Raw genomic sequence first — 18,546 nt, 5'->3', positions numbered from 1 at the left:
TCCTGATTCTTCCCCCGCTGTCCAGGTGTGACCCGTGCCCGTGCGGGCATGCGATGAACACCTGACCTCGTTTCACCCGCTGCCCGCCCCGCGCCGCTCGACGAAGAGCCGCGAGGGCGGGCAGCGCATCGCCATGAGCAGTACGGATGAGAAGGGCTGCCGCCACGATGATCCACGAGTCCCGGAACACCGGCGCACCGATGGACACGACCTTTGGCCTGCTGTTGGAGAAGATCCGGTACGAGGGCGCCTACCCCACGCGCGAACGTGCCGAGGAGAGCCTGCGCGCGGTGCTGGGCGCGCTCGGCCGCCAGATCACCGGCGACGAGCGGGTCGCGCTCGCCGGGGCCCTGCCCGAGGAGGCGGCCCGCGTGTTCACCGCGGAGGTCCCGGCCGTGAAGCAGCTTCCCGGCGCCGCCTTCGTGCGGGAACTCGCCGAGCAGACCGGGGGCACCCCGGCGACCGCCCGGTGGGACGCCGGAGTGGTCCTCAGCCAGGTCGCCGCGCTGGTGGGCGACGACCTCGTCGCGAACGTCGTCAGCTGCCTGCCGCCCGGCTACGCGCTCCTCTTCGGCCGCGCCGAGCTCCTCGCCCAGGCGGCCTGAGCACCGACGTCCGAGCGGGGCCCGGATTCCGGGCCCCGCTCGGACGTGCCGGGGAACGCCCCGGATCAGCGGCCTCCGGGTGGGGTTCGTCTCCACGAACGGCTACATCCTGGCCTTCCGGCGCTACTTCGGGGAGACGCCGGGCGCTTATGTGAAGCGCTCGGCGTCCCGTACGGCCGCCTAGCCGGGGTGTGTCCGGCGGACACAACCGAGCGGTCTCAGGCGGAGGGCTCCCGGCGGATCGTCACCGGCTCGGTCTCCGCGTGGTTGTGCCGGCGGGCCCAGGTCTCCAGGGCGACCCGGCAGGCGTGGTCGAGATGGCGCACCCGGGTCAGGTCCAGCTCGATGGGCTGGTCCTGCGGGAGCCTCTCCAACTGCTCCAGGATGCGGGGCAGCCGCAGGAAGGTGGCGTTCCCGGTGAGGGTCACCACGACCCGGCCGCCGGTCAGCTCGTGGGTGGTGAGCTGGATGTGCGAGGTCTCCCAGGCGGACTTGACCACCGCGAGCAGCAGGCCGAGCACGACCCCCTCGAGGAGGCTGGTCACCACGATGGCGATCGTGGTGACCGCCAGCAGCACGGCCTCCCCGCGGTGTTCGCGCCACAGCGGCCCGAACTCCTTGGCGGGCACCAGCTTGCACCCGGCGTGCACGAGCACCCCGGCGAGCGCCGCCAACGGGATGATCCCGACGGCGGCGGGCAGGAGCGCGGCGAAGAACAGCAGCCACACGCCGTGGGCGATCCGGGAGAGCGCGGTGGTCGCCCCGGCCTGGACGTTGGCGGTGCTGCGGACGACGACCGCGGCCATCGGGAGCGCGCCGAGCGCCCCGCAGAGGGTGTTGCCGACGCCCTGGGCCACCAACTCCTTGTTGTAGTCGGTGCGTGGCCCGTCCTGCATCCGGTCGACGGCCGCCGCGCTGAACAGACTCTCCGCCGAGGCCACCACGGTGATGGCCAGGACGGTGCCGATGACGGCCACATCGGCGAGACGGGCGAACTCCGCCCCGCCGGGCGGAGCGATGGCCTGCAGCAGGCCGTTCACATCGGCCACCGCCGGCCGCAGCCCGGCGAGGGAGGCGACGGCGGTGGCCAGGGCGACCGCCACGAGGGGGGCCGGGACGAGGCGTACGGTGGCCGGGAGTTTCGGCCACAGCAACAGCACGGCGACCGTTCCGGCGCCCAGGCCGAACGCGGTCAGGGCCTCGTGGTTTGTGGCGATCTCGACGGCGAGGCCCGGGAGTCCGGCCAGCGTGGCGAGACCGCTGCCCGGTTGTTCGGTGTCGGCCATGGCGTACACCTGGCCGAGCACGATGATCAGGCCGATGCCGGCGAGCATGCCCTGCACCACGGAGACGGAGATGGCACGGAACCAGCGGCCGAAGCGCGCCAGGCCCAGGACCACCTGGAGCAGCCCGGCGGCCAGCACGATCGGGCCGAGCGCGCCGAGACCGAACTCCGTGATCGACTCGTAGACGAGCACGGCGAGTCCGGCGGTCGGACCGCTGACCTGGAGCCTGCTGCCGGGCAGGAAGCCGACGACCAGCCCGCCGACGATTCCGGTGACCAGACCCAGTTCGGCCGGTACTCCGGAGGCGACGGCGACGCCGACGCACATCGGCAGTGCGACCAGGAAGACGACGAGTGACGCCATGAGGTCACGTCGAACGGTGTGGGGGTTCTTGAGTTCCTTCGCGGAGATCACGATGGTTTCCCTTGTGTGTACGGTCGTGTCCGGCCGTGGCCGGGCGTGCGAGCGTGGGGGAGGGAAACCGTCAAAGGCGGGCGAACTCGGTCCCGCGTTCGGGCCGGTGGACGCTGACGGAGCCGGTGTGCACTTCGTAGTACCAGGCGTGCAGACCGAGGGAACCGTCCGCGATCCGCTCGCGCACCGCGGGGTAGCCGCGCAGGGTGTCGAGCTGGGCGAGGGCGTGGGCCTGGACCGCGCCGGGCAGGTCGCCGGCGTCGGCCGGGGGTGTGCGGCCGTCCGTGCAGCGTGCCAGCCAGTGGCGGACGGCGGGCATGGCGGAGAGGTCGTCGCCGCGGAGTATCGCGCCCACTGCGCCGCAGTGGGAGTGCCCGCAGACGATGATGTCGCGCACCTGGAGCATGCGCAGCGCGTACTCGATGGTGGCGGCTTCGCCGGTGGGCCGGTCTTCGGCCGGGTAGGGCGGAACGATGTTGCCCGCGGTACGGAGTTCGAAGAGCTGACCCGGGCGGGCGCCGGTGATCAGCGAGGGAACGACACGTGAGTCCGAGCAGGTGACGAAGAGTGCTTCGGGGGTCTGACCGTCCGCGAGGCGTTCGAAGTCCTTTGCGTTCGCGGCGACGTGCTCGGGAAATGTCCGGGCGTGTTCGACGAGGGACTGCATGGTGGCCTGCCTCCTGCATCCGGCGGTGCCGGGGAGCGGTGTGGTCGGGTCATATTGACGAATGAGCTGTTCGTATCCGTAAGAATGTTCGGAATGGGAACGGTGCTTCACCTGGTGGTTCGCCGTAGGGCAGCCGCCATGGAAAAGGCTCCGGCCGCTCCTCGCGGATACGACTACAGCTGAGCATATAGACCTGTACTTTGCTATCGCATTACCTTCTTGTGAGGGAACGCGAATGCGCCACCCAAGTCATTCATTCGGCTTGATCTTTGTGATAGCCAATGGGTGGGGCGTGCCGTATGCGAAGGCTGGGGCTGTGGTTACGAGGATGGTGTGAAGGCCACGTGCCGCGAGGGTGGTCCCGCCGCCGGACTCACGGGGCGGGCCGACGGGAGCGGTCCCGGGGCGCGCGGCGGTGGCCGCGTCCCGCGATGACGCGGCCGTCAGACGCGGCGGGCGTGCAGGAAGAGATGCGGCTCGGGCGAGCCCGCCGGGTGGTCCGGGGTGAACAGGGCGTCGTGCGCCCACTCCACGACCGCCCCGGCCCGCGTGACGAGGGCGGCGAACTCCTCGGCTCCGAAGCTGGAGACCCGGACCGGCTGCCCCATGAACACCGCCTCGACGCCCTCGGCGTCCACCGGCACCGTCGCGACGACCAGCACGCCGCCGGGCCGCAGCGCCCGGACGAGCCGCTCCACCAGCCCGCGCTGCTCGTCGCGCTCCATCTGCAGCAGCGAGAAGTACACGCAGACCGCGTCGAACCCGCCCTCGGCCAGATCGAGATCGCGGACGTCCGCGCACCGGAACTCGGCCTCCGGCACCTGCCGGGCCGCCAGGCCGGTCATCACCGGCGACACGTCGACGCCCAGCACCCGGTGCCCCGCCCCCGCCAGGGTCTGCGCCGTGGGCCGCCCCGTCCCGCTGCCCACGTCCAGCACCCGGCTCGCCGGCGCGAGATCCGCCAGGAGCCGCTCCAGCGACGCGCGGTGCGCCGCCGACCCGGCGAACGCCCGCTCGCACTCCGCCCCCAGCGCGTCGAACACCGCGGCCGCCGTCCGGCCCCGCCCCTCGGCCGAGGGCCCCCGCCCGCCCCGGGGCTCCCCGCCGTCACCGCGTACCTGGCTGTCGTTCATCGAGGCGATCCCTCCGTACTCCGCGCGCCCGGCCGCTGTCAGCGTCCCCCCGCGGGTGCCTGAGTATGCCGGTACCGCGCCCCTGAGTACGTTCCCGGATGCTCGGGCGTCCCCGGCCGCTGTTCGATGACCGTATGACCTCCGAAGCGCCGCGCCGTACCGGCATCCAGCACGTCACCACCGCGGGTTCCGCCCTGGCCGTCACGCTCCTCCCGCTGGTGGTCGGCGTCCTGCTGGCCAAGACCATGGCGGCGGACCCGATGACCTCGGTGAACGCGCTCGTCACCAACGGCGGCCACCGGCCCCGGGTGTCGCCGAGGGAGTGGAGCCGGTGCGGAGGCCACGCGCTGAGGCGGCTGCGCGCCGCCGAGCGGGTGTCCCTCGTCCGCGTCGGCAGGCACTGATCCGGTGCTGTCCGGCCGGGACTCCGGCCGGACAGCACCGGATCAGCGTGTGCGCGTCCGGGTCAGCGGACCGGCTGCGCCGACCGGTCGCCCTCCGACGACGGCTGCTCGAACTGGGTCCGGTACAGCTCCGCGTACCTTCCGTCTGCGGCCAGCAAGGCGGTGTGGGTGCCGTCCTCGACGATCCGGCCCTCCTCGACGACCAGGATCCGGTCGGCCGCCCGTACGGTCGAGAGCCGGTGGGCGATCACCAGGGCGGTACGGCCCGCCAGCGCTTCGGCCAGCGCCTCCTGGACGGCGGCCTCCGACGTGGTGTCCAGGTGCGCGGTCGCCTCGTCCAGGATCACGACCCGCTGACGGGCCAGCAGCAGCCGCGCGATGGTGAGCCGCTGGCGCTCCCCGCCGGAGAGCCGGTAGCCGCGCTCGCCGACCACCGTGTCGAGCCCGTCGGGCAGGGAGGCGATCAGACCGTCGAGACGGGAGCGGCGCAGCGCGTCCCAGACCTCGTCCTCGGTGGCGTCGGGCCGGGCGATCAGCAGGTTGGCGCGCACCGAATCGTGGAAGAGGTGCCCGTCCTGGGTGACCATGCCGACCGTGTCCCGGACGGACCCGGCGTCGAGGTCGCGTACGTCCACGCCGTTCAGCCGTACGGAGCCCGCGTCCGCGTCGTACAACCGGGGCAGCAGCTGCGCGATCGTCGACTTGCCCGCGCCGGACGAGCCGACGATCGCGACCGTGCGGCCCGGTTCGGCGCGGAAGGACACCCCGTGCAGGACCGGTGTGCCGCCCCGGTCGTCGAGCGTGGCGACCTCTTCCAGTGACGCGAGGGAGACCTTGTCGGCCGAGGGGTAGCCGAAGGACACCTCGTCGAACTCCACGGAGACCGGCCCCTCGGGCACCGGACGGGCGTCCGGCTTCTGCTCGATCAGCGGCTTCAGGTCCAGGATCTCGAAGACCCGCTCGAAGCTGACGAGCGCGCTCATCACCTCGACCCGCGCGCCGGCGAGGGCGGTGAGCGGGGCGTACAGCCTCGTCAGCAGCAGCGCCAGTGCCACCACGGCCCCCGGCTCCAGGCTGCCGCGCAGGGCGTAGAAGCCGCCGAGCCCGTAGACCAGGGCCAGTGCCAGGGCGGAGACCAGGGTGAGGGCGGTGATGAACGCCGACTGGGCCATCGCCGTACGGACGCCGATGTCGCGCACCCGGTCGGCGCGGGCGGCGAACTCGGCCGACTCGTCGCCCGGCCGACCGAAGAGCTTGACCAGCGTCGCGCCGGGTGCGGAGAACCGCTCGGTCATGCGGGTGCCCATCGCGGCATTGTGGTCGGCCGCCTCCCGCTGGAGCCCTGCCATCCGGGCCCCCATCCGGCGTGCCGGTACGACGAAGACCGGGAGCAGCGCGAGTGCGAGCAGCGTGATCTGCCAGGAGATCGTGAGCATGACCACGAGCGTCAGCACCAGCGTGACGAGGTTGGAGACGACTCCGGAGAGCGTGTTGCTGAAGGCCCGCTGCGCGCCGATCACGTCGTTGTTGAGCCTGCTGACCAGGGCGCCCGTCCGGGTCCGGGTGAAGAAGGCCACCGGCATCCGCTGCACGTGGTCGAACACGGCGGTGCGCAGATCCAGGATCAGTCCCTCGCCCAGCGTCGCCGAAAGCCAGCGCAGGAGCAGGCCGAGCGCGGCCTCGGCCACGGCGATGAGCGCGATCAGCAGGGCGAGCCGGGTGACCGCGCCGGTGTCCTCGCCGTCCACGATCGCGTCGACGACCTTCCCGGCCAGCACCGGGGTGGCCACCGCGAGCAGCGCGGTCACCACGCTCAGCAGCAGGAAGCGCTGGATCTGCCGCCGATGGGGCCGGGCGAAGAGCAGGATGCGGCGCAGCGCCGCGCGGGAGAACGGCCGGCGGTCCTGTTGGGCGTTCATCGCGCTGTGCAGCGAATGCCACGCGGTGACTTCCATGTCCATGGGGCGCTCCGAGAGGTGACGGCCCCCGGTTCCCCCGACGGCCTGCGGGTCCCGGCGGCCGATCGGCCCCGGGATCACTGGGAACGCTAGAACCGCAAGTTTGGTTGAGGTCAAGGTCGACGGGCATCAGGCCGGCGAGGATGCGAGGCTGGCGGGGACGGTCGGACGGGCGGAGCGAGGGAGAGACGGCGTGCGCATCGATCTGACGGGCAGGAACGCGGTGGTGACCGGGTCCTCGCAGGGCATCGGCCTCGCGATCGCCACCGGACTGGCCGGGGCGGGCGCGGGGGTCGTCCTCACCGGGCGGAACCAGGACCGACTGGAGGCGGCCGCCGCGACGCTGGGCGCCGCGGTACCGGACGCCTCGGTGACCTCCGTGGCCTGCGACCTCACCACCGAGGAAGGCGCCGAACGGCTGTACGAGGCCGTGCCCGAAGCCGACGTCCTCGTCAACAACCTCGGCATCTTCGGCTCCCGCCCGCCGCTGGAGATCACCGACGCCGAGTGGCGGACGTACTTCGACACGAACGTGCTCAGCGCCGTCCGCCTCATCCGGCACTACCTGCCGGGCATGACCGGCAGCGGATGGGGCCGGGTGCTGAACATCGCCAGCGACTCCGCGATCGTGATCCCCGCCGAGATGATCCAGTACGGCATGTCGAAGACCGCGCTGCTCGCCGTGTCCCGGGGCTTCGCCAAGGAGGCCGCGGGCACCGGCGTGACGGTCAATTCCGTGATCGCCGGCCCCACGCACACCGGGGGCGTCGAGGACTTCGTGTACGAACTGGTCGACAAGGAGCTGCCCTGGGACGAGGCGCAGCGGGAGTTCATGCGCGTGCACCGGCCGCAGTCCCTGCTCCAGCGGCTCATCGAGCCCGAGGAGATCGCCAACCTGGTCGTCTACCTCAGCTCGGGCCAGGCGTCGGCCACTACGGGCGCGGCGGTGCGGGTCGACGGCGGCTACGTGGACTCGATCCTGCCGTGACCGGGGCGACGGGCGGTTGACGGGCCCCCGCTCGGGGCGGTCACGGCTCTCGCCGGCCGGTCGGAACGGTCATGCGGGGCTGGCATGATCGAGGGATGAACGAGAGCATCATCGCCGCGTGTGACGGGGCGTCGAAGGGAAATCCGGGGCCCGCGGCCTGGGCGTGGGTCGTGGCGGACGCGCAGGGAACCCCGGTGCGCTGGGAAGCCGGCCCGCTCGGCACCGCGACGAACAACGTCGCCGAGCTCACCGCCCTGGCGGAGCTGCTGGAGTCCGTCGACCCGGCCGTGCGCGTCGAGGTGCGGATGGACTCGCAGTACGCCATGAACGCGGTGACCAAGTGGCTGCCGGGCTGGAAGCGCAACGGCTGGAAGACCTCGGGCGGCAAGCCGGTCGCCAACCGCGAGCTGGTCACCCGTATCGACGCGCTGCTCGCCGACCGCGCGGTGTCGTTCCGCTACGTGCCCGCGCACCAGGTGGACGGCGACCCGCTCAACGCGATCGCGGACCAGGCCGCCAGCGAGGCGGCGGTCACCCAGCTTCCTGCCGGTACGGCGCACGGCGCGGCGGCTTTGCCGGTACCCGCGCCCGCGCGGTCCACCAAGGGGCGCACGGGGGATTCCGGGCAAGCGGGCGGCGCGAAGGCGCGGACCGGTGGGGGCGCGTCCCGGAGCGGGCGGTCCACCGGCACGATCAAGGCCCGGTTCGCGGGGCGATGCCACTGCGGACGGTCGTACGCGGCGAAGGAGCCGATCGCGAAGAACCCGAACGGCTGGGGGCACCCGGAGTGCCGCACCGCTCCCGCCTGAGTGTGGTGGCTCGGGAGGTCGGCACCGCCCTAGAGATCGGCCCAGACGAGGCGGCCGGCCAGTGCGGCGCGGGTGCCCCAGCGGGCCGCCAGCGCGTCGACCAGGAGGAGGCCCCGGCCGTCCTCGGCGAGGTGGTCGAGCGCGTCGCCTTCGAGGTCGGCCGCCGCGGGCGCCTCGCCGACCGGGAGACTCGCCGAGTCGGCCGGTGGGGCCGGGGACGGAATCCGGGCCCGGCCCCGGTTCCACACGCAGATGCGCACACCCCCCGGGGAGCGCAGGACGCGGCAGCGGATGCGTCGGGTGCTGGTGTGGCGGACCGCGTTGGTGACCAGCTCGGTGACGATCAGAGCCGCCGCCTCGATCCGCTCGGCCGGCTCACCCCAGGCCCGCATGGCCTCCTGAACCCGGTGCCGGGCCTCGGGGACGCCCCCGGGCAGACGGGGGACCCACCAGCTGTGTGCACTTCGGGCACCTCGGACACCTCCGTCATCGGGGGTACGTTCCGCACAACTGACTATTTCCGACATGTATGCACTCTCGGCGCAAAACGCGTACTTTGCAAGCGACAGAGTGTGTAGTGCTCCGTATCGGGGCTCGACGAAGAAGGTTTCCGTATGCGAGCCCGGTCCGGTCCCACCGTGGAACACCGCGTCCTCGCGGTCCGCCTCCGCCGGCTGAGAGAACGCGCCGGGATCAGCCTGAGGGCGGCGGCGCAGGCGCTGGGCGCCCACCCCGCCACCGTCCGGCGCATCGAACGCGCCGAGACCGGGCTCGACGCCCGGCAGGTCGGTGAGCTGCTGCGCTGTTACGGCGTGCCGCCGACGGTGGCCGAGCCCATCATGGCGGCTCTCTCCACCGCGAACCTCCCCGGCTGGTGGCACCGCTGGCGGGAGGAGATGGAGAGCTGGCAGCAGGAGATCATCGGCATGGAGTCCTCGGCCAGTCTCGTCCGCACCTGGCACCCGGCGCTGGTCCCCGAACTGCTGCGCACCCCCGCCTACGCCGCCGCGCTCTACCGCACGCGGTATCCGGACGACAGCCCCGCCCGCCGGGAGCGCCGCGTCGAACTGCTGCGGGAGCGGCGGCGCCGCCTGTGCGAGCGCGGGGCCGCGCTCTGGGCCCTGTTCCCGGCGGCGGCCCTGCACACCCGGGTCGGCGACCGGGAGACGATGGACGAGCAGCGGGCGGCCCTCGTCGAGGCGATGAAGGAGCAGCACGTCACCGTGCAGGTGGTGCCGCTGGATCACCCGCCGCACCCCCTGACGGGCGTACCGCCCCTGCACATCCTGCGGGTGCCCGCGCCGGAGATCGGGGACCAGGCGGTGCTGGAGACCCCGGGCGTGCGGGTCGATCTCATCGACGACCCCGACGCCGTCATGGCCCACCGTATCCGGCTCGACGCCGCGTGCGCCGCCGCCCCCGGCCCCGGGACTCCGCTGCCGGAGTAGAACCCGGTCGAGCCGGGGCCGCGTCCGACCGCCGGTTCGTGGGGCCTCCTCGATTCCCGGGAGGAGCGCGGTGGGCACGTTGCCCCGGAGCGGGACGCCGGCCACCGGGAACCGGGCCGCCGCCTGACGGAGCGCCGGGGTCCCGCGTCGAACGGGGTCGCCGGGATGCGTACCGCACCGGTTCCGTACAGCGTGGGGGAGTGGTGCAGCCGCGCAGAGCCAAGTGGATCCCGTTGGGGGTCATCGTGCTGGGCGTCGTGCTGGACCTGGTGACGCCGACGGACGTCACCTCCGCACCCCTGCTGATGGCCGCCCCCGTCGCCGCCGCTCCTCTGCTCACCCTGCGCGGCATCATCGCGATCGGCGCGCTCGCCATGGCCGTCCACGCGGTCCTCGCGTGGTTCGACGGCACCTTCGGGTGGCAGCGCGGCGTGGCCAACCAGCTCACCCTTCTGGCCGTAACCGTGCTCGCCGTCCTGATCAACCGCGCTCTGGAGGGGCGGGACGCCCGGACCCGGCGGGCCCGGCACATCGCCGCCGTCGCCCAGAGCGCGGTCCTGCCCCGGCCGCCCTCGCGCCTCGGCGAACTGCGGATCGCCGCCCGGTACGTGCCCGCCGAGGACGAGGCCATGATCGGCGGCGACCTGTACGTGGTCCAGGACACCCCGCACGGAGTCCGGGTGATGGTCGGAGACGTACGGGGCAAGGGGCTGGGCGCGGTGAGCGCCGTCTGCGCGGACCTGGGGGCGTTCCGGTACGCGGCGGACGAGGCCGAGGACCTGCCCGGCCTCGTGGCCGCGCTGGAGCGGGCGCTGCTGCGCGAGGGCGGCCGGCGTGGCGGGCAGGAGCAGGAGGAGGGGTTCACCACCGCCCTGATCGCCGAGTTCTCCGAAGGGCTGGACACGGTACGGCTGGTCAACCGGGGGCACCCGCCGCCGGTGCTGCTGGACGCCGAGGGGCGGGCCACCCTCCTCGAACCGTCCGAGGAGGCGCCACCGCTCGGCATGAGCGCCCTGGGCGCCTGGTCGTCGCCGGTGGACATGTTCCCCTTCCCTCCCGGGGCCACCCTCGTCTGCTACACGGACGGGGTCACCGAGGCCCGTGACGAGTCCGGTGCCTTCTACGACGCCGCCGTCCGGCTGCCCTTTCTCCTCCACCCCCGCGCGCTGGTCGGCGACCCCGCGACCCCGGCACAGATCCTCCGCCTGCTGATCGAGGACGTCGGCCGCCACACCGGCGGCCGGGTCCAGGACGACCAGGCACTCCTCGCCCTGCACCGCCCGGCGCGCAGGAGCTGAACCGCCGGCCCCGGAGGGCGGGAAGGCGTGTTCGGGGGACGGGGGCTCGGGTCCCGGTGGCATGGACCGGGGGCACAGGGAATACGGGCGCTTGGGCTCAGGTGGCACGGCACAGGGCGTGGTCGACCAGTTCGTGCAGCGCGTCCTCCTGCCGAGCGGCGGTCTCGGGGTCCCCGGCGCGGCTGTGGGCGGAGACGGTGACGGTGCGCCGTCCGTCCACGGTCGTCGCCGCCTGGACGACATATCCGAAGCCGCTCCCGCTGTGCCCCAGGTAGCCGCCGCCGCAGGACAGCGGAGTGAGGAACAGCCCCAGCCCGTCCCGGGTGCCCTCCGGGTGGCCGCTTCCCGGAGGCACCGGCACCGTGCTCCGCATGGCGGCCAGTTCTGCGGGCTTCAGCAGGCGTCCGCCGGCCAGCGCGGCGAAGAAGCGGTTGAGATCGTGTGCCGTGCCGGTCATGGAGCCGTCGGCACCGCTGTCGAACGGGCGGTAGGCGATCGTCGTGTCGACCAGCGGACCGCCCGGGACGAACTGCTGGTGGTTGGCCGCATGCGGCCGGGGCAGGAAGGGCCGGGTGCCAGGAGTGTCGGTGTGCCGCAGGCCGAGCGGGCGCAGAATGCGCCTCCTCACCTCCTCTTCCCAGGAGCGGCCGGTTGTCTTCTCGATGATCATTCCGGCCAGTACGTAGTTCGTGTTGGAGTACTCCCAGCCGGTGCCCGCCGGGAAGGCGGGGGAGTGGCGCATGGCCATGGCCACGAGTTCCTCGGGCGTGTGCGTACTCCATCGGTTGGCGAAGTAGGTGGCGGCGCCGGGCTCCGGGAAGACGTCGGCTATGTAGTCGGAGAGGCCGCTGGTGTGCCGCAGCAGGTCGCGGAGCGTGATGGTCCGGCCGTCGTTGCCCGCACCGGAGACGGTCCCGGGCAGCAGCTCCTCCACCGTCCGGTCGAGCGAGATCTTCTTTTCGCCCACCAGTTGCAGCACCACGGTGGCGACGAATGTCTTGGTGGCGCTGCCGAAGCGCAGGAAACCGTCCTGCGGAACCGGGCGGCCGGTGACCAGGTCCGCCACCCCGGAGCGCGCCGTGACCGTCCCGCGCGGGGTATCCAGGCGGACGGCCACTCCGGTGACCCCGGTGTCCCGCAGCGCGTCCGCATCGTGCTGCGGCGACCACGCGGTGCCGGGCGGGCGGGGCGCCGCCGAAGCGGCGAGCGGTGGCAGTAAGGACATGGCCAGGGCGAGGACCGCGGCGTACCGCCATGAACGGTGAAGGATCATGAGGCGAGATTAGGAACGGCAGGGGGTCCGCGACCATCCGGCTCCCACCCCTTTCCGTACGGGGGTTGGCCGGGGGGTCGGCGAGGGGGCCGGCGGTAGCTGTGACCGGGGGGCCGGCCGGATGGACGTCTCACCGTCAACGCGGGACCATGGCCGGCTCCCGTGCCCTCGGGCCCGCGCTGCCCGTGCCCCCGGGACCCGTGCCTCCGCACTGCCCGTGCCCCGGGACCCGTACCCCCGGAACCTGCGTCACCGCGCTGCCCGCGTCACCGCGCTGCCCGCGTCACCGCGCTGCCCGCGTCCCCGCGCTGCCCGCGTCCCCGCGCTGCCCGCGTCCCCGCGCTGCCCGCGTCCCCGCGCTGCCCGTGTCCCCGGGACCCGCGTCTCCGTGCCCCCGGGACCCGAAGCCCGCGCACGCTCTCGGCGTGACGGCCCGAACCGCCGGACGCTCCCCGCACCGCGCCACCCCGTCGGGTGATGGACCCGCGAAGAACCTGTGCCGTCGTACGTCCCGCACGCCGGTCGGTGTTTGAGGCGCCGATCGCCGGTCACCCGCACGGAAGGCACATACGGCAACTGACTTACGACGTATCGACATCGGGAGTGAGCGGAGTTGAGCATCATGGAGAACTGGCGCCTGCACGCCGCATGCCGCGAGGAGGACCCGGACCTGTTCTTCCCCATCGGGACCACGGGCCCGGCCGTCGTCCAGACCGAGGAGGCCAAGGCTGTCTGCCGGACCTGCCCGGTACAGGCGGCCTGTCTGGAATGGGCCCTGGAGAACAGGCAGGACTCCGGTATCTGGGGCGGTCTGTCCGAGAACGAACGGCGTGCGCTGAAGCGCCGCAACCGCCGTCGCGCCGAGGCCCAGGGACGCGGCACGGCCTGATCCGTGTGGTGGGTGGGCGCCGCCGGCGCTCGGCCCACCGGAGCACGGAGCGATGTGACAGCGCCGCAACGGGTTCTTCATCCCGGGCTCGCTGGGTAGACGATGAGCCATGGACTCCACCGTTTGGCTCGTTGTCGCAGCTGTGGTCGTGCTGATCATGCTGGCCCTGGCCGTCGTCCTTCTCGTGCGGGTCTTCCGAGCCAGGAAGCTGCTGGTCGATGCCGGAATCCCGCTGCGCGACAAGGCGTTGGTCTGGGCGGCCGTCATCTACACCGTGTCCCCGATCGATCTGCTGCCCGACCCGGTCTACCTGGACGACATCGGGTTCCTGCTCGTCGCCCTGCGCTCCCTGCACGCCGCCGCCGCGGCGGCGGGAGTGCGCACGGGGGCGGGGGGCGACCGGACGAAGACTCCGGTGGAGAGCCACCCGGACAGCGTGCTGTGAACGGCCCGCACTGATCGTTGGCCCGCACTGCCCGGCCGTGGCCTCACTCGGCCCGGCCGCGCTCGGCCGTCGCATCGCTCTGTCCGGGCCTGCCAGGACCGACTCCCGTCAACGACCCGCGCGGGAACCGGCCCCTTCACACCGGAAGTTGGGCCCGCTCCCGGTCGGCGCGGCCTCTGCCGTCCCGCTCCCGGTCGGCCCGCGACGGACGCACCGGTCGCCTTCGCCGCCCAGCAGCACCAGCATCCGAGGGCAGGGGTGTGGGGAGGCCCCCGGAGCACGCGCCGGGGGCCTCCCCACGTCGTCCCCGTCCCTCACGGCGGCGTGCCCCCGGCGGACCACGTACGCCGAGCCCTCCCGCACGCGCGCCCCCGGATCCGCCCCGGCCCCTGGGGTGGCGGGGCGGCGGGGGCGGAGTTCCGGGGGCGCGCGTGCCCGGGACCGTTCAGGCCGGGCGGGCTCCGGCGGCGCGGCCTCAGCGGGCCACGGTGGCGAGGATGACCTTTCCGCCGCCGACCGTCTCGCGGACCCGCACCTCCTGGGCCAGCCGCTGGACCATCGGCCAGCCGAAGCCGCCGGTGCGGCCGGTCAGGTCGGGTGTGCGGTCCTGCGGATGCGCCGGGCTCGGGTCGGTGACCCGGACGTGGACGCCCCTGCGGTCGGCGGTCAGCCACAGGGCGGTGACGGCCCCCGCGTGCCGGACGGCGTTGGTGACCAGCTCCGAGACGAGGAGCAGGAGACTCTGCACCATGTGCGAGGTCGGCGCCGGGTGCAGGCGTGAGACGAACGCGCTGACCGCGTCCCGGGCGTCGGCGGCCTTCTCCGGTCGGCAGACGAAATCGGTACGCGTCTCGCCGTCCGGTGACAAAGTCATGAGAATGCGGTCGTTCATGGCGTTCACCCCGTCGCGTGAGCTTTCTGGCTGACGTTCGGGTACCCCGGAACCGGCGGTTCATGGAGCAGGACGGAAACGAACGCGTACGTTCCCCCGAACGGCTCAGTTCCCGCCGTCGAGTCCCGCCGTCGAGCCGGTCCCGCTGGATCCGCCGGCCGCGCCGACGGCGGCGGCAACGCTTGATCCGCCGGCCACGCGGACGGCGCCGGTACCGCTGGATGCCACCGGCCGCGCGGACGCTGCTCGCCCGCTTCCGCGGGTCCGCTCCGCGGCTCACCGGAGAACTGAACGCCGGCGATCCGCCGCGTGCGGTGGGCGCCTGTGCGGAACTGCTCCCTCGCGTCACGTTCCTGGAGCGGCCCGGGGCGGGGCACTTCCCCTGGGCCGGCGACCCCGGGTTCTTCGCCGTTGCCACCGCATCGCTCCTGGTGTGAGGCCCGGGCGCGACCAGAAGTTTCTATCGTTGAAAATTCCGCGCGCACGACCGTTGTGCAGCGTTTGCCGCTGTGGCTCAATGTTCGACTATGTGCAGTGCCTCGCCCGGTCGAGGCACCCCCGGCTCTTCGACGAGGACGACGCCTTGAGACGACAACCCCCGCTCTCCCGCGCCCTGTTCAGGGCCCTGGCCTGTGCTGCGGCGCTGCTCATACCGGTCGCCGCCGCCGTGGTCCCCACGGCCGCCGCGGCTCCCGCCGCCCCCGCCGGAACCGCCGCTCACTCCTTCGCCGCCGACGACCCGGTCACCGATGTCCACGGGGTGAGGGGCGAGTACTTCCGGATGTCCGCCCCGGGCGCCCGTGACTTCGCCGAGCTCGGCTCCACGGCGCTGGAGCCCGAGATCGACTTCCCCGGGCTGACCGGGACCTTCGAGTCCGCGACCGGCCGGACCGAGCACACGACGGCCCGGTGGACCGGGCAGCTCGAAGCGCCCCGGGACGGCGACTACACCTTCTACGCCGTCGGGGACAACGGCTTCCGGCTCTTCCTCGACGGCAACGTTGTCATCGACCACTGGGAGCCGGACTGGGACAAGGAGCAGCGCAGCGCTCCCCTCACCCTGAAGGCGGGGGAGAAGCACGACTTCAAGCTGGAGATGTTCCAGGACGTCGGCGGCGCGAGCATGTTCCTCCGCTGGGAGACGGCCACGCTCCCGAAGCAGATCGTTCCCGAGTCCGCGTTCACCCCGCCCGCCGACTTCGAGGTGTACCCGGTCGCCCTCGGCGTCGCGAAGAACGGCAAGCGCCTCCAGGCCACGTTCCGGGACCGCGTCTCGGACTACCGGAAGGTGAAGGAGCACCTCAAGATCGAGGTCGACACCTCTCCGATGCCGGTCACGTCGGTGAAGCGGGCCTCGGACGACCCGAGGGCGCTGATCGTCGACCTCGCCGCGCCCGTCCTCGAGGGCCAGCGCGTCAAGGTCGTCTACGACGGCGAGGGCGGGCTGAGGTCGGGGAGCGAGACCGTCCCGGAGATCGCCCGCACCGCCAAGAACCTCTCCACCCACCGCCTCACCACCACCTGGGGCGACAAGCTGGACAGGAACCACCCGCTGCCCGAGTACCCACGCCCGCAGCAGGTCCGCGACCGGTGGCAGAACCTCAACGGACCCTGGGAGTTCGCCGGTGCCGCCGAGGGCGAGCAGCCGGTCTTCGGCAAGAAGCTCGACGAGCGGATCATCGTGCCGTTCCCGGTCGAATCGCAGCTCTCCGGCCTGGAGCGCGACGAGGACCACATGTTCTACCGCAAGCTCGTCACCGTGCCGAAGAGCTGGGGCGTCGGCAAGGGAGGCAAGGGGAGCGGGAACGGCCGGAACCAGCGGCTGAAGCTCAACTTCGACGCCGTCGACTACCGGTCCACCGTCTGGGTCAACGGCACCGAAGTCGCCGAACACACCGGCGGTTACACCGGGTTCAGCGCCGACATCACCGACGCGCTGAAGGACGGCGGCCCTCAGGAGATCGTCGTCGCGGTCACCGACAGGACCGGGCCGAACCAGCCCAAGGGCAAGCAGTCCACCAACCCCGGCGGCATCGTCTACACCCCGACCTCCGGCATCTGGCAGACCGTCTGGATGGAACCGGTGGCGCCCGCCGCCATCGACTCCCTCACCACCACCCCGGACATCGACACGGGCCGTCTCGCCGTCACCGTCAACAGCGCGAAGGCGTCCGCCGGCGCCCGGATCACGGCCGTCGCCCGCGACCGCCGGGGCAAGGTCGTCGGAACGGTCAGCGGCCCCGCCAACCGCGAGCTGAGCCTGCCGGTCAAGAACCAGCGCCTGTGGTCGCCGGACGACCCCTACCTGTACGACCTCGACGTCTCGCTCACCGACGGCCGGTCCGAGGACCGGGTCGAAAGCTACTTCGGCATGCGGCAGTTGAAGGTCGACCGGGTCGGCGGCTACCCGAAGCTCGTCCTCAACGGCAAGCCGTTCTTCTCGCTCGCCATGCTCGACCAGGGGTTCTGGCCCGACGGGCTGTACACCCAGCCCAGCGACGCCGCCCTCACCTTCGACCTGAAGGCGCAGAAGGACCTCGGCTTCAACGCCGTACGCAAGCACATCAAGGTGGAGTCGCCGCGCTGGTACTACCACGCCGACCGGCTCGGGCTGCTGGTGTGGCAGGACTTCGTCAACGCCGACATCGACGACGACGCCGGCAAGAACGCCTTCCTCACCCAGGGCAAGGAGATGATGAAGCAGCTCCACAACTCGCCCTCGGTCAGCGGCTGGATCGTCTTCAACGAGGGCTGGGGCGAGTGGGACCGGACCGAGACCGGCCGCATCGCCGAGGACGTCAAGGCGCTCGACCCGTCCCGGGTCGTCAACGCACACAGCGGCGTCAACTGCTGCAACTCCAAGGGGGATTCCGGAAAGGGCGAGATCATCGACCACCACGACTACGTGAACGACGACCCGGCGTTCCCGGACGAGCGCCGCGCCGCGATGGACGGTGAGCACGGCGGCTTCACGCTGCGGACACCCGGTCACATGTGGCCCGGAGCCCCGGCCAACATCTACTCCGGTGTCGCGGACAAGGCGGCCCTCACCGCGAAGTACGTCGACAACACCCGTACGTACTACCTCGCGGCAGCCGGTGCCGAACTGTCCGGCTCCGTCTACACCCAGGTCAGCGATCTGGAGAACGAGCTGAACGGGCTCTGGACGTACGACCGTCGGGAGATCAAGGTCGATCCGAAGAAGGTCCGTGAGATCAACCGGCAGGTCATCGCGGCCGGAGCGAAGGCCGGCGAACGCGACGCGTTGAAGGGCGGCGGCTCCTGGGTGCTCGACGAGAACAGGGGCGCCACCGCCCGGGACGGCGGCCCCAACAAGGCCCACCTCGGGCTGGCGGGCGGCTCGTCCTGGGCTCCGGGAGTCAAGGGATCGGCGCTGGCGTTCGACGGTGACGGACAGTACGCGCAGAGCGCCGGTCCGGTCGTGGACACCACGAAGGACTACACCGTCTCCGCCTGGGCCACGCTGAACGCCCTCCCGGGCAACTATGCCACCGTCGTCAGCCAGGACGGCCGCCGCACCGAGAACCCCTTCTACCTCCAGTACGGGCAGGGCGCGTTCGCCTTCTCCACCCCGGGCGGAAAACGCGCCCGCCTGGAGATCACCCCGGAGACCGGCCGCTGGTACCACCTGGTCGGGGTCCGCGAGGGCGACGCGATCACGCTGTACGTCGACGGCGAGCCCGCCGCCACCACCGAGGCGGGACCGGCCGACGTGAGCACCGGCCCGCTCGCCGTCGGGCGGGCCCGGTACGACGGGGCGAGCACCGACTTCTGGAACGGCTCCGTCGACGAAGTCGGCGTGTACGACCGGGCCCTGAGCGCGGAGGAGGTGTCCGCGCTGCACGGGCGGCAGCGGCCGTAGCGCAGGAACGGCCGGCAAGAGCCGTCGGGCGGAAACGGCCGTCGGGGGCCGTGCCCGGACGGCCTCGGGTCCTCGCCCGCACCGGGACGACGGTGCGGGCGAGGACCCGTCCGCTTGTACAACTCGCGCATCATTGTGCGGAGTTGCATCATCC

At 72.4% G+C, this 18,546-nt stretch carries 17 protein-coding genes; 10 read left to right on the top strand and 7 right to left on the bottom strand.

The window, feature by feature from the left end:
* Positions 1 to 167 precede the first annotated feature (167 nt).
* A complete protein-coding gene (locus IF19_RS0122100; protein WP_030116700.1) occupies positions 168 to 605 on the top strand; it encodes a DUF2267 domain-containing protein in 438 nt (145 codons plus the stop codon).
* 218 nt (positions 606 to 823) lie between these two features.
* On the opposite strand, the gene IF19_RS0122090 is transcribed toward IF19_RS0122100, so the two are convergent.
* From IF19_RS0122090 to IF19_RS0122080, 3 genes are all read right to left on the bottom strand, one after another.
* Complete coding sequence (locus IF19_RS0122090; RefSeq protein WP_030120432.1) at positions 824 to 2,305, bottom strand: SulP family inorganic anion transporter; 1,482 nt, start codon at positions 2,303 to 2,305, stop codon at positions 824 to 826.
* 70 nt (positions 2,306 to 2,375) lie between these two features.
* Complete coding sequence (locus tag IF19_RS0122085) at positions 2,376 to 2,972, bottom strand: carbonic anhydrase (protein ID WP_030116704.1); 597 nt, start codon at positions 2,970 to 2,972, stop codon at positions 2,376 to 2,378.
* 443 nt (positions 2,973 to 3,415) lie between these two features.
* A complete protein-coding gene (locus tag IF19_RS0122080) occupies positions 3,416 to 4,105 on the bottom strand; it encodes a class I SAM-dependent methyltransferase (protein ID WP_030116705.1) in 690 nt (229 codons plus the stop codon).
* A gap of 134 nt (positions 4,106 to 4,239) precedes the next feature.
* Between IF19_RS0122080 and IF19_RS0122075 the strand changes: the two genes are divergently transcribed.
* Complete coding sequence (locus IF19_RS0122075; protein ID WP_030116706.1) at positions 4,240 to 4,509, top strand: hypothetical protein; 270 nt, start codon at positions 4,240 to 4,242, stop codon at positions 4,507 to 4,509.
* Positions 4,510 to 4,571: 62 nt separating this feature from the next.
* On the opposite strand, the gene IF19_RS0122070 is transcribed toward IF19_RS0122075, so the two are convergent.
* Positions 4,572 to 6,470, bottom strand: coding sequence for an ABC transporter ATP-binding protein (locus IF19_RS0122070; protein ID WP_030116707.1), 1,899 nt, complete (start codon positions 6,468 to 6,470; stop codon positions 4,572 to 4,574).
* A 190-nt stretch (positions 6,471 to 6,660) separates the two neighbouring features.
* Here IF19_RS0122070 and IF19_RS0122065 point away from each other — a divergent pair, with 190 nt between their 5' ends.
* Positions 6,661 to 7,455 (top strand): SDR family NAD(P)-dependent oxidoreductase, encoded by a 795-nt coding sequence (locus IF19_RS0122065; RefSeq protein WP_030120434.1) that lies wholly within the window; start codon positions 6,661 to 6,663, stop codon positions 7,453 to 7,455.
* Between the two features lie 95 nt (positions 7,456 to 7,550).
* Complete coding sequence (locus IF19_RS0122060) at positions 7,551 to 8,264, top strand: ribonuclease H family protein (RefSeq protein WP_030116710.1); 714 nt, start codon at positions 7,551 to 7,553, stop codon at positions 8,262 to 8,264.
* A 29-nt stretch (positions 8,265 to 8,293) separates the two neighbouring features.
* Here IF19_RS0122060 and IF19_RS0122055 read toward each other — a convergent pair whose 3' ends face one another.
* Positions 8,294 to 8,701 carry an ATP-binding protein gene (locus IF19_RS0122055; RefSeq protein WP_267882448.1) on the bottom strand — a complete coding sequence of 136 codons (408 nt, stop codon included), beginning with the start codon at positions 8,699 to 8,701 and terminating at the stop codon, positions 8,294 to 8,296.
* Between the two features lie 177 nt (positions 8,702 to 8,878).
* Here IF19_RS0122055 and IF19_RS0122050 point away from each other — a divergent pair, with 177 nt between their 5' ends.
* Together IF19_RS0122050 and IF19_RS0122045 are read left to right on the top strand one after the other, a co-directional pair.
* Positions 8,879 to 9,712: a Scr1 family TA system antitoxin-like transcriptional regulator gene (locus IF19_RS0122050; RefSeq protein ID WP_030116712.1), complete on the top strand. Its 834-nt coding sequence runs from the start codon at positions 8,879 to 8,881 to the stop codon at positions 9,710 to 9,712.
* A gap of 200 nt (positions 9,713 to 9,912) precedes the next feature.
* On the top strand, positions 9,913 to 11,010 hold the full coding sequence (locus IF19_RS0122045; protein WP_030276778.1) for a PP2C family protein-serine/threonine phosphatase: 1,098 nt from the start codon (positions 9,913 to 9,915) through the stop codon (positions 11,008 to 11,010).
* 97 nt (positions 11,011 to 11,107) lie between these two features.
* Here the strand turns inward: IF19_RS0122045 and IF19_RS0122040 are convergent, their stop codons facing one another.
* Positions 11,108 to 12,283: a serine hydrolase domain-containing protein gene (locus IF19_RS0122040; RefSeq protein WP_170757297.1), complete on the bottom strand. Its 1,176-nt coding sequence runs from the start codon at positions 12,281 to 12,283 to the stop codon at positions 11,108 to 11,110.
* Between the two features lie 622 nt (positions 12,284 to 12,905).
* Between IF19_RS0122040 and IF19_RS0122035 the strand changes: the two genes are divergently transcribed.
* Both IF19_RS0122035 and IF19_RS0122030 read left to right on the top strand, forming a co-directional pair.
* Positions 12,906 to 13,172 carry a WhiB family transcriptional regulator gene (locus tag IF19_RS0122035; RefSeq protein WP_030116715.1) on the top strand — a complete coding sequence of 89 codons (267 nt, stop codon included), beginning with the start codon at positions 12,906 to 12,908 and terminating at the stop codon, positions 13,170 to 13,172.
* Between the two features lie 109 nt (positions 13,173 to 13,281).
* A complete protein-coding gene (locus tag IF19_RS0122030) occupies positions 13,282 to 13,617 on the top strand; it encodes a YkvA family protein (RefSeq protein ID WP_030116716.1) in 336 nt (111 codons plus the stop codon).
* A gap of 475 nt (positions 13,618 to 14,092) precedes the next feature.
* On the opposite strand, the gene IF19_RS0122025 is transcribed toward IF19_RS0122030, so the two are convergent.
* Entirely contained in the window at positions 14,093 to 14,509 is a 417-nt protein-coding gene (locus IF19_RS0122025; RefSeq protein WP_030189833.1) for an ATP-binding protein, read from the bottom strand.
* A gap of 221 nt (positions 14,510 to 14,730) precedes the next feature.
* Between IF19_RS0122025 and IF19_RS0122020 the strand changes: the two genes are divergently transcribed.
* A complete protein-coding gene (locus tag IF19_RS0122020; RefSeq protein ID WP_030116718.1) occupies positions 14,731 to 14,946 on the top strand; it encodes a hypothetical protein in 216 nt (71 codons plus the stop codon).
* 80 nt (positions 14,947 to 15,026) lie between these two features.
* On the top strand, positions 15,027 to 18,392 hold the full coding sequence (locus tag IF19_RS0122015; protein ID WP_030120437.1) for a LamG-like jellyroll fold domain-containing protein: 3,366 nt from the start codon (positions 15,027 to 15,029) through the stop codon (positions 18,390 to 18,392).
* Positions 18,393 to 18,546: the final 154 nt, after the last annotated feature.

This window comes from Streptomyces californicus, from assembly GCF_000717645.1.
Classification (GTDB): domain Bacteria; phylum Actinomycetota; class Actinomycetes; order Streptomycetales; family Streptomycetaceae; genus Streptomyces; species Streptomyces californicus.
This window is presented reverse-complemented; position numbering and strand designations above follow the sequence as displayed.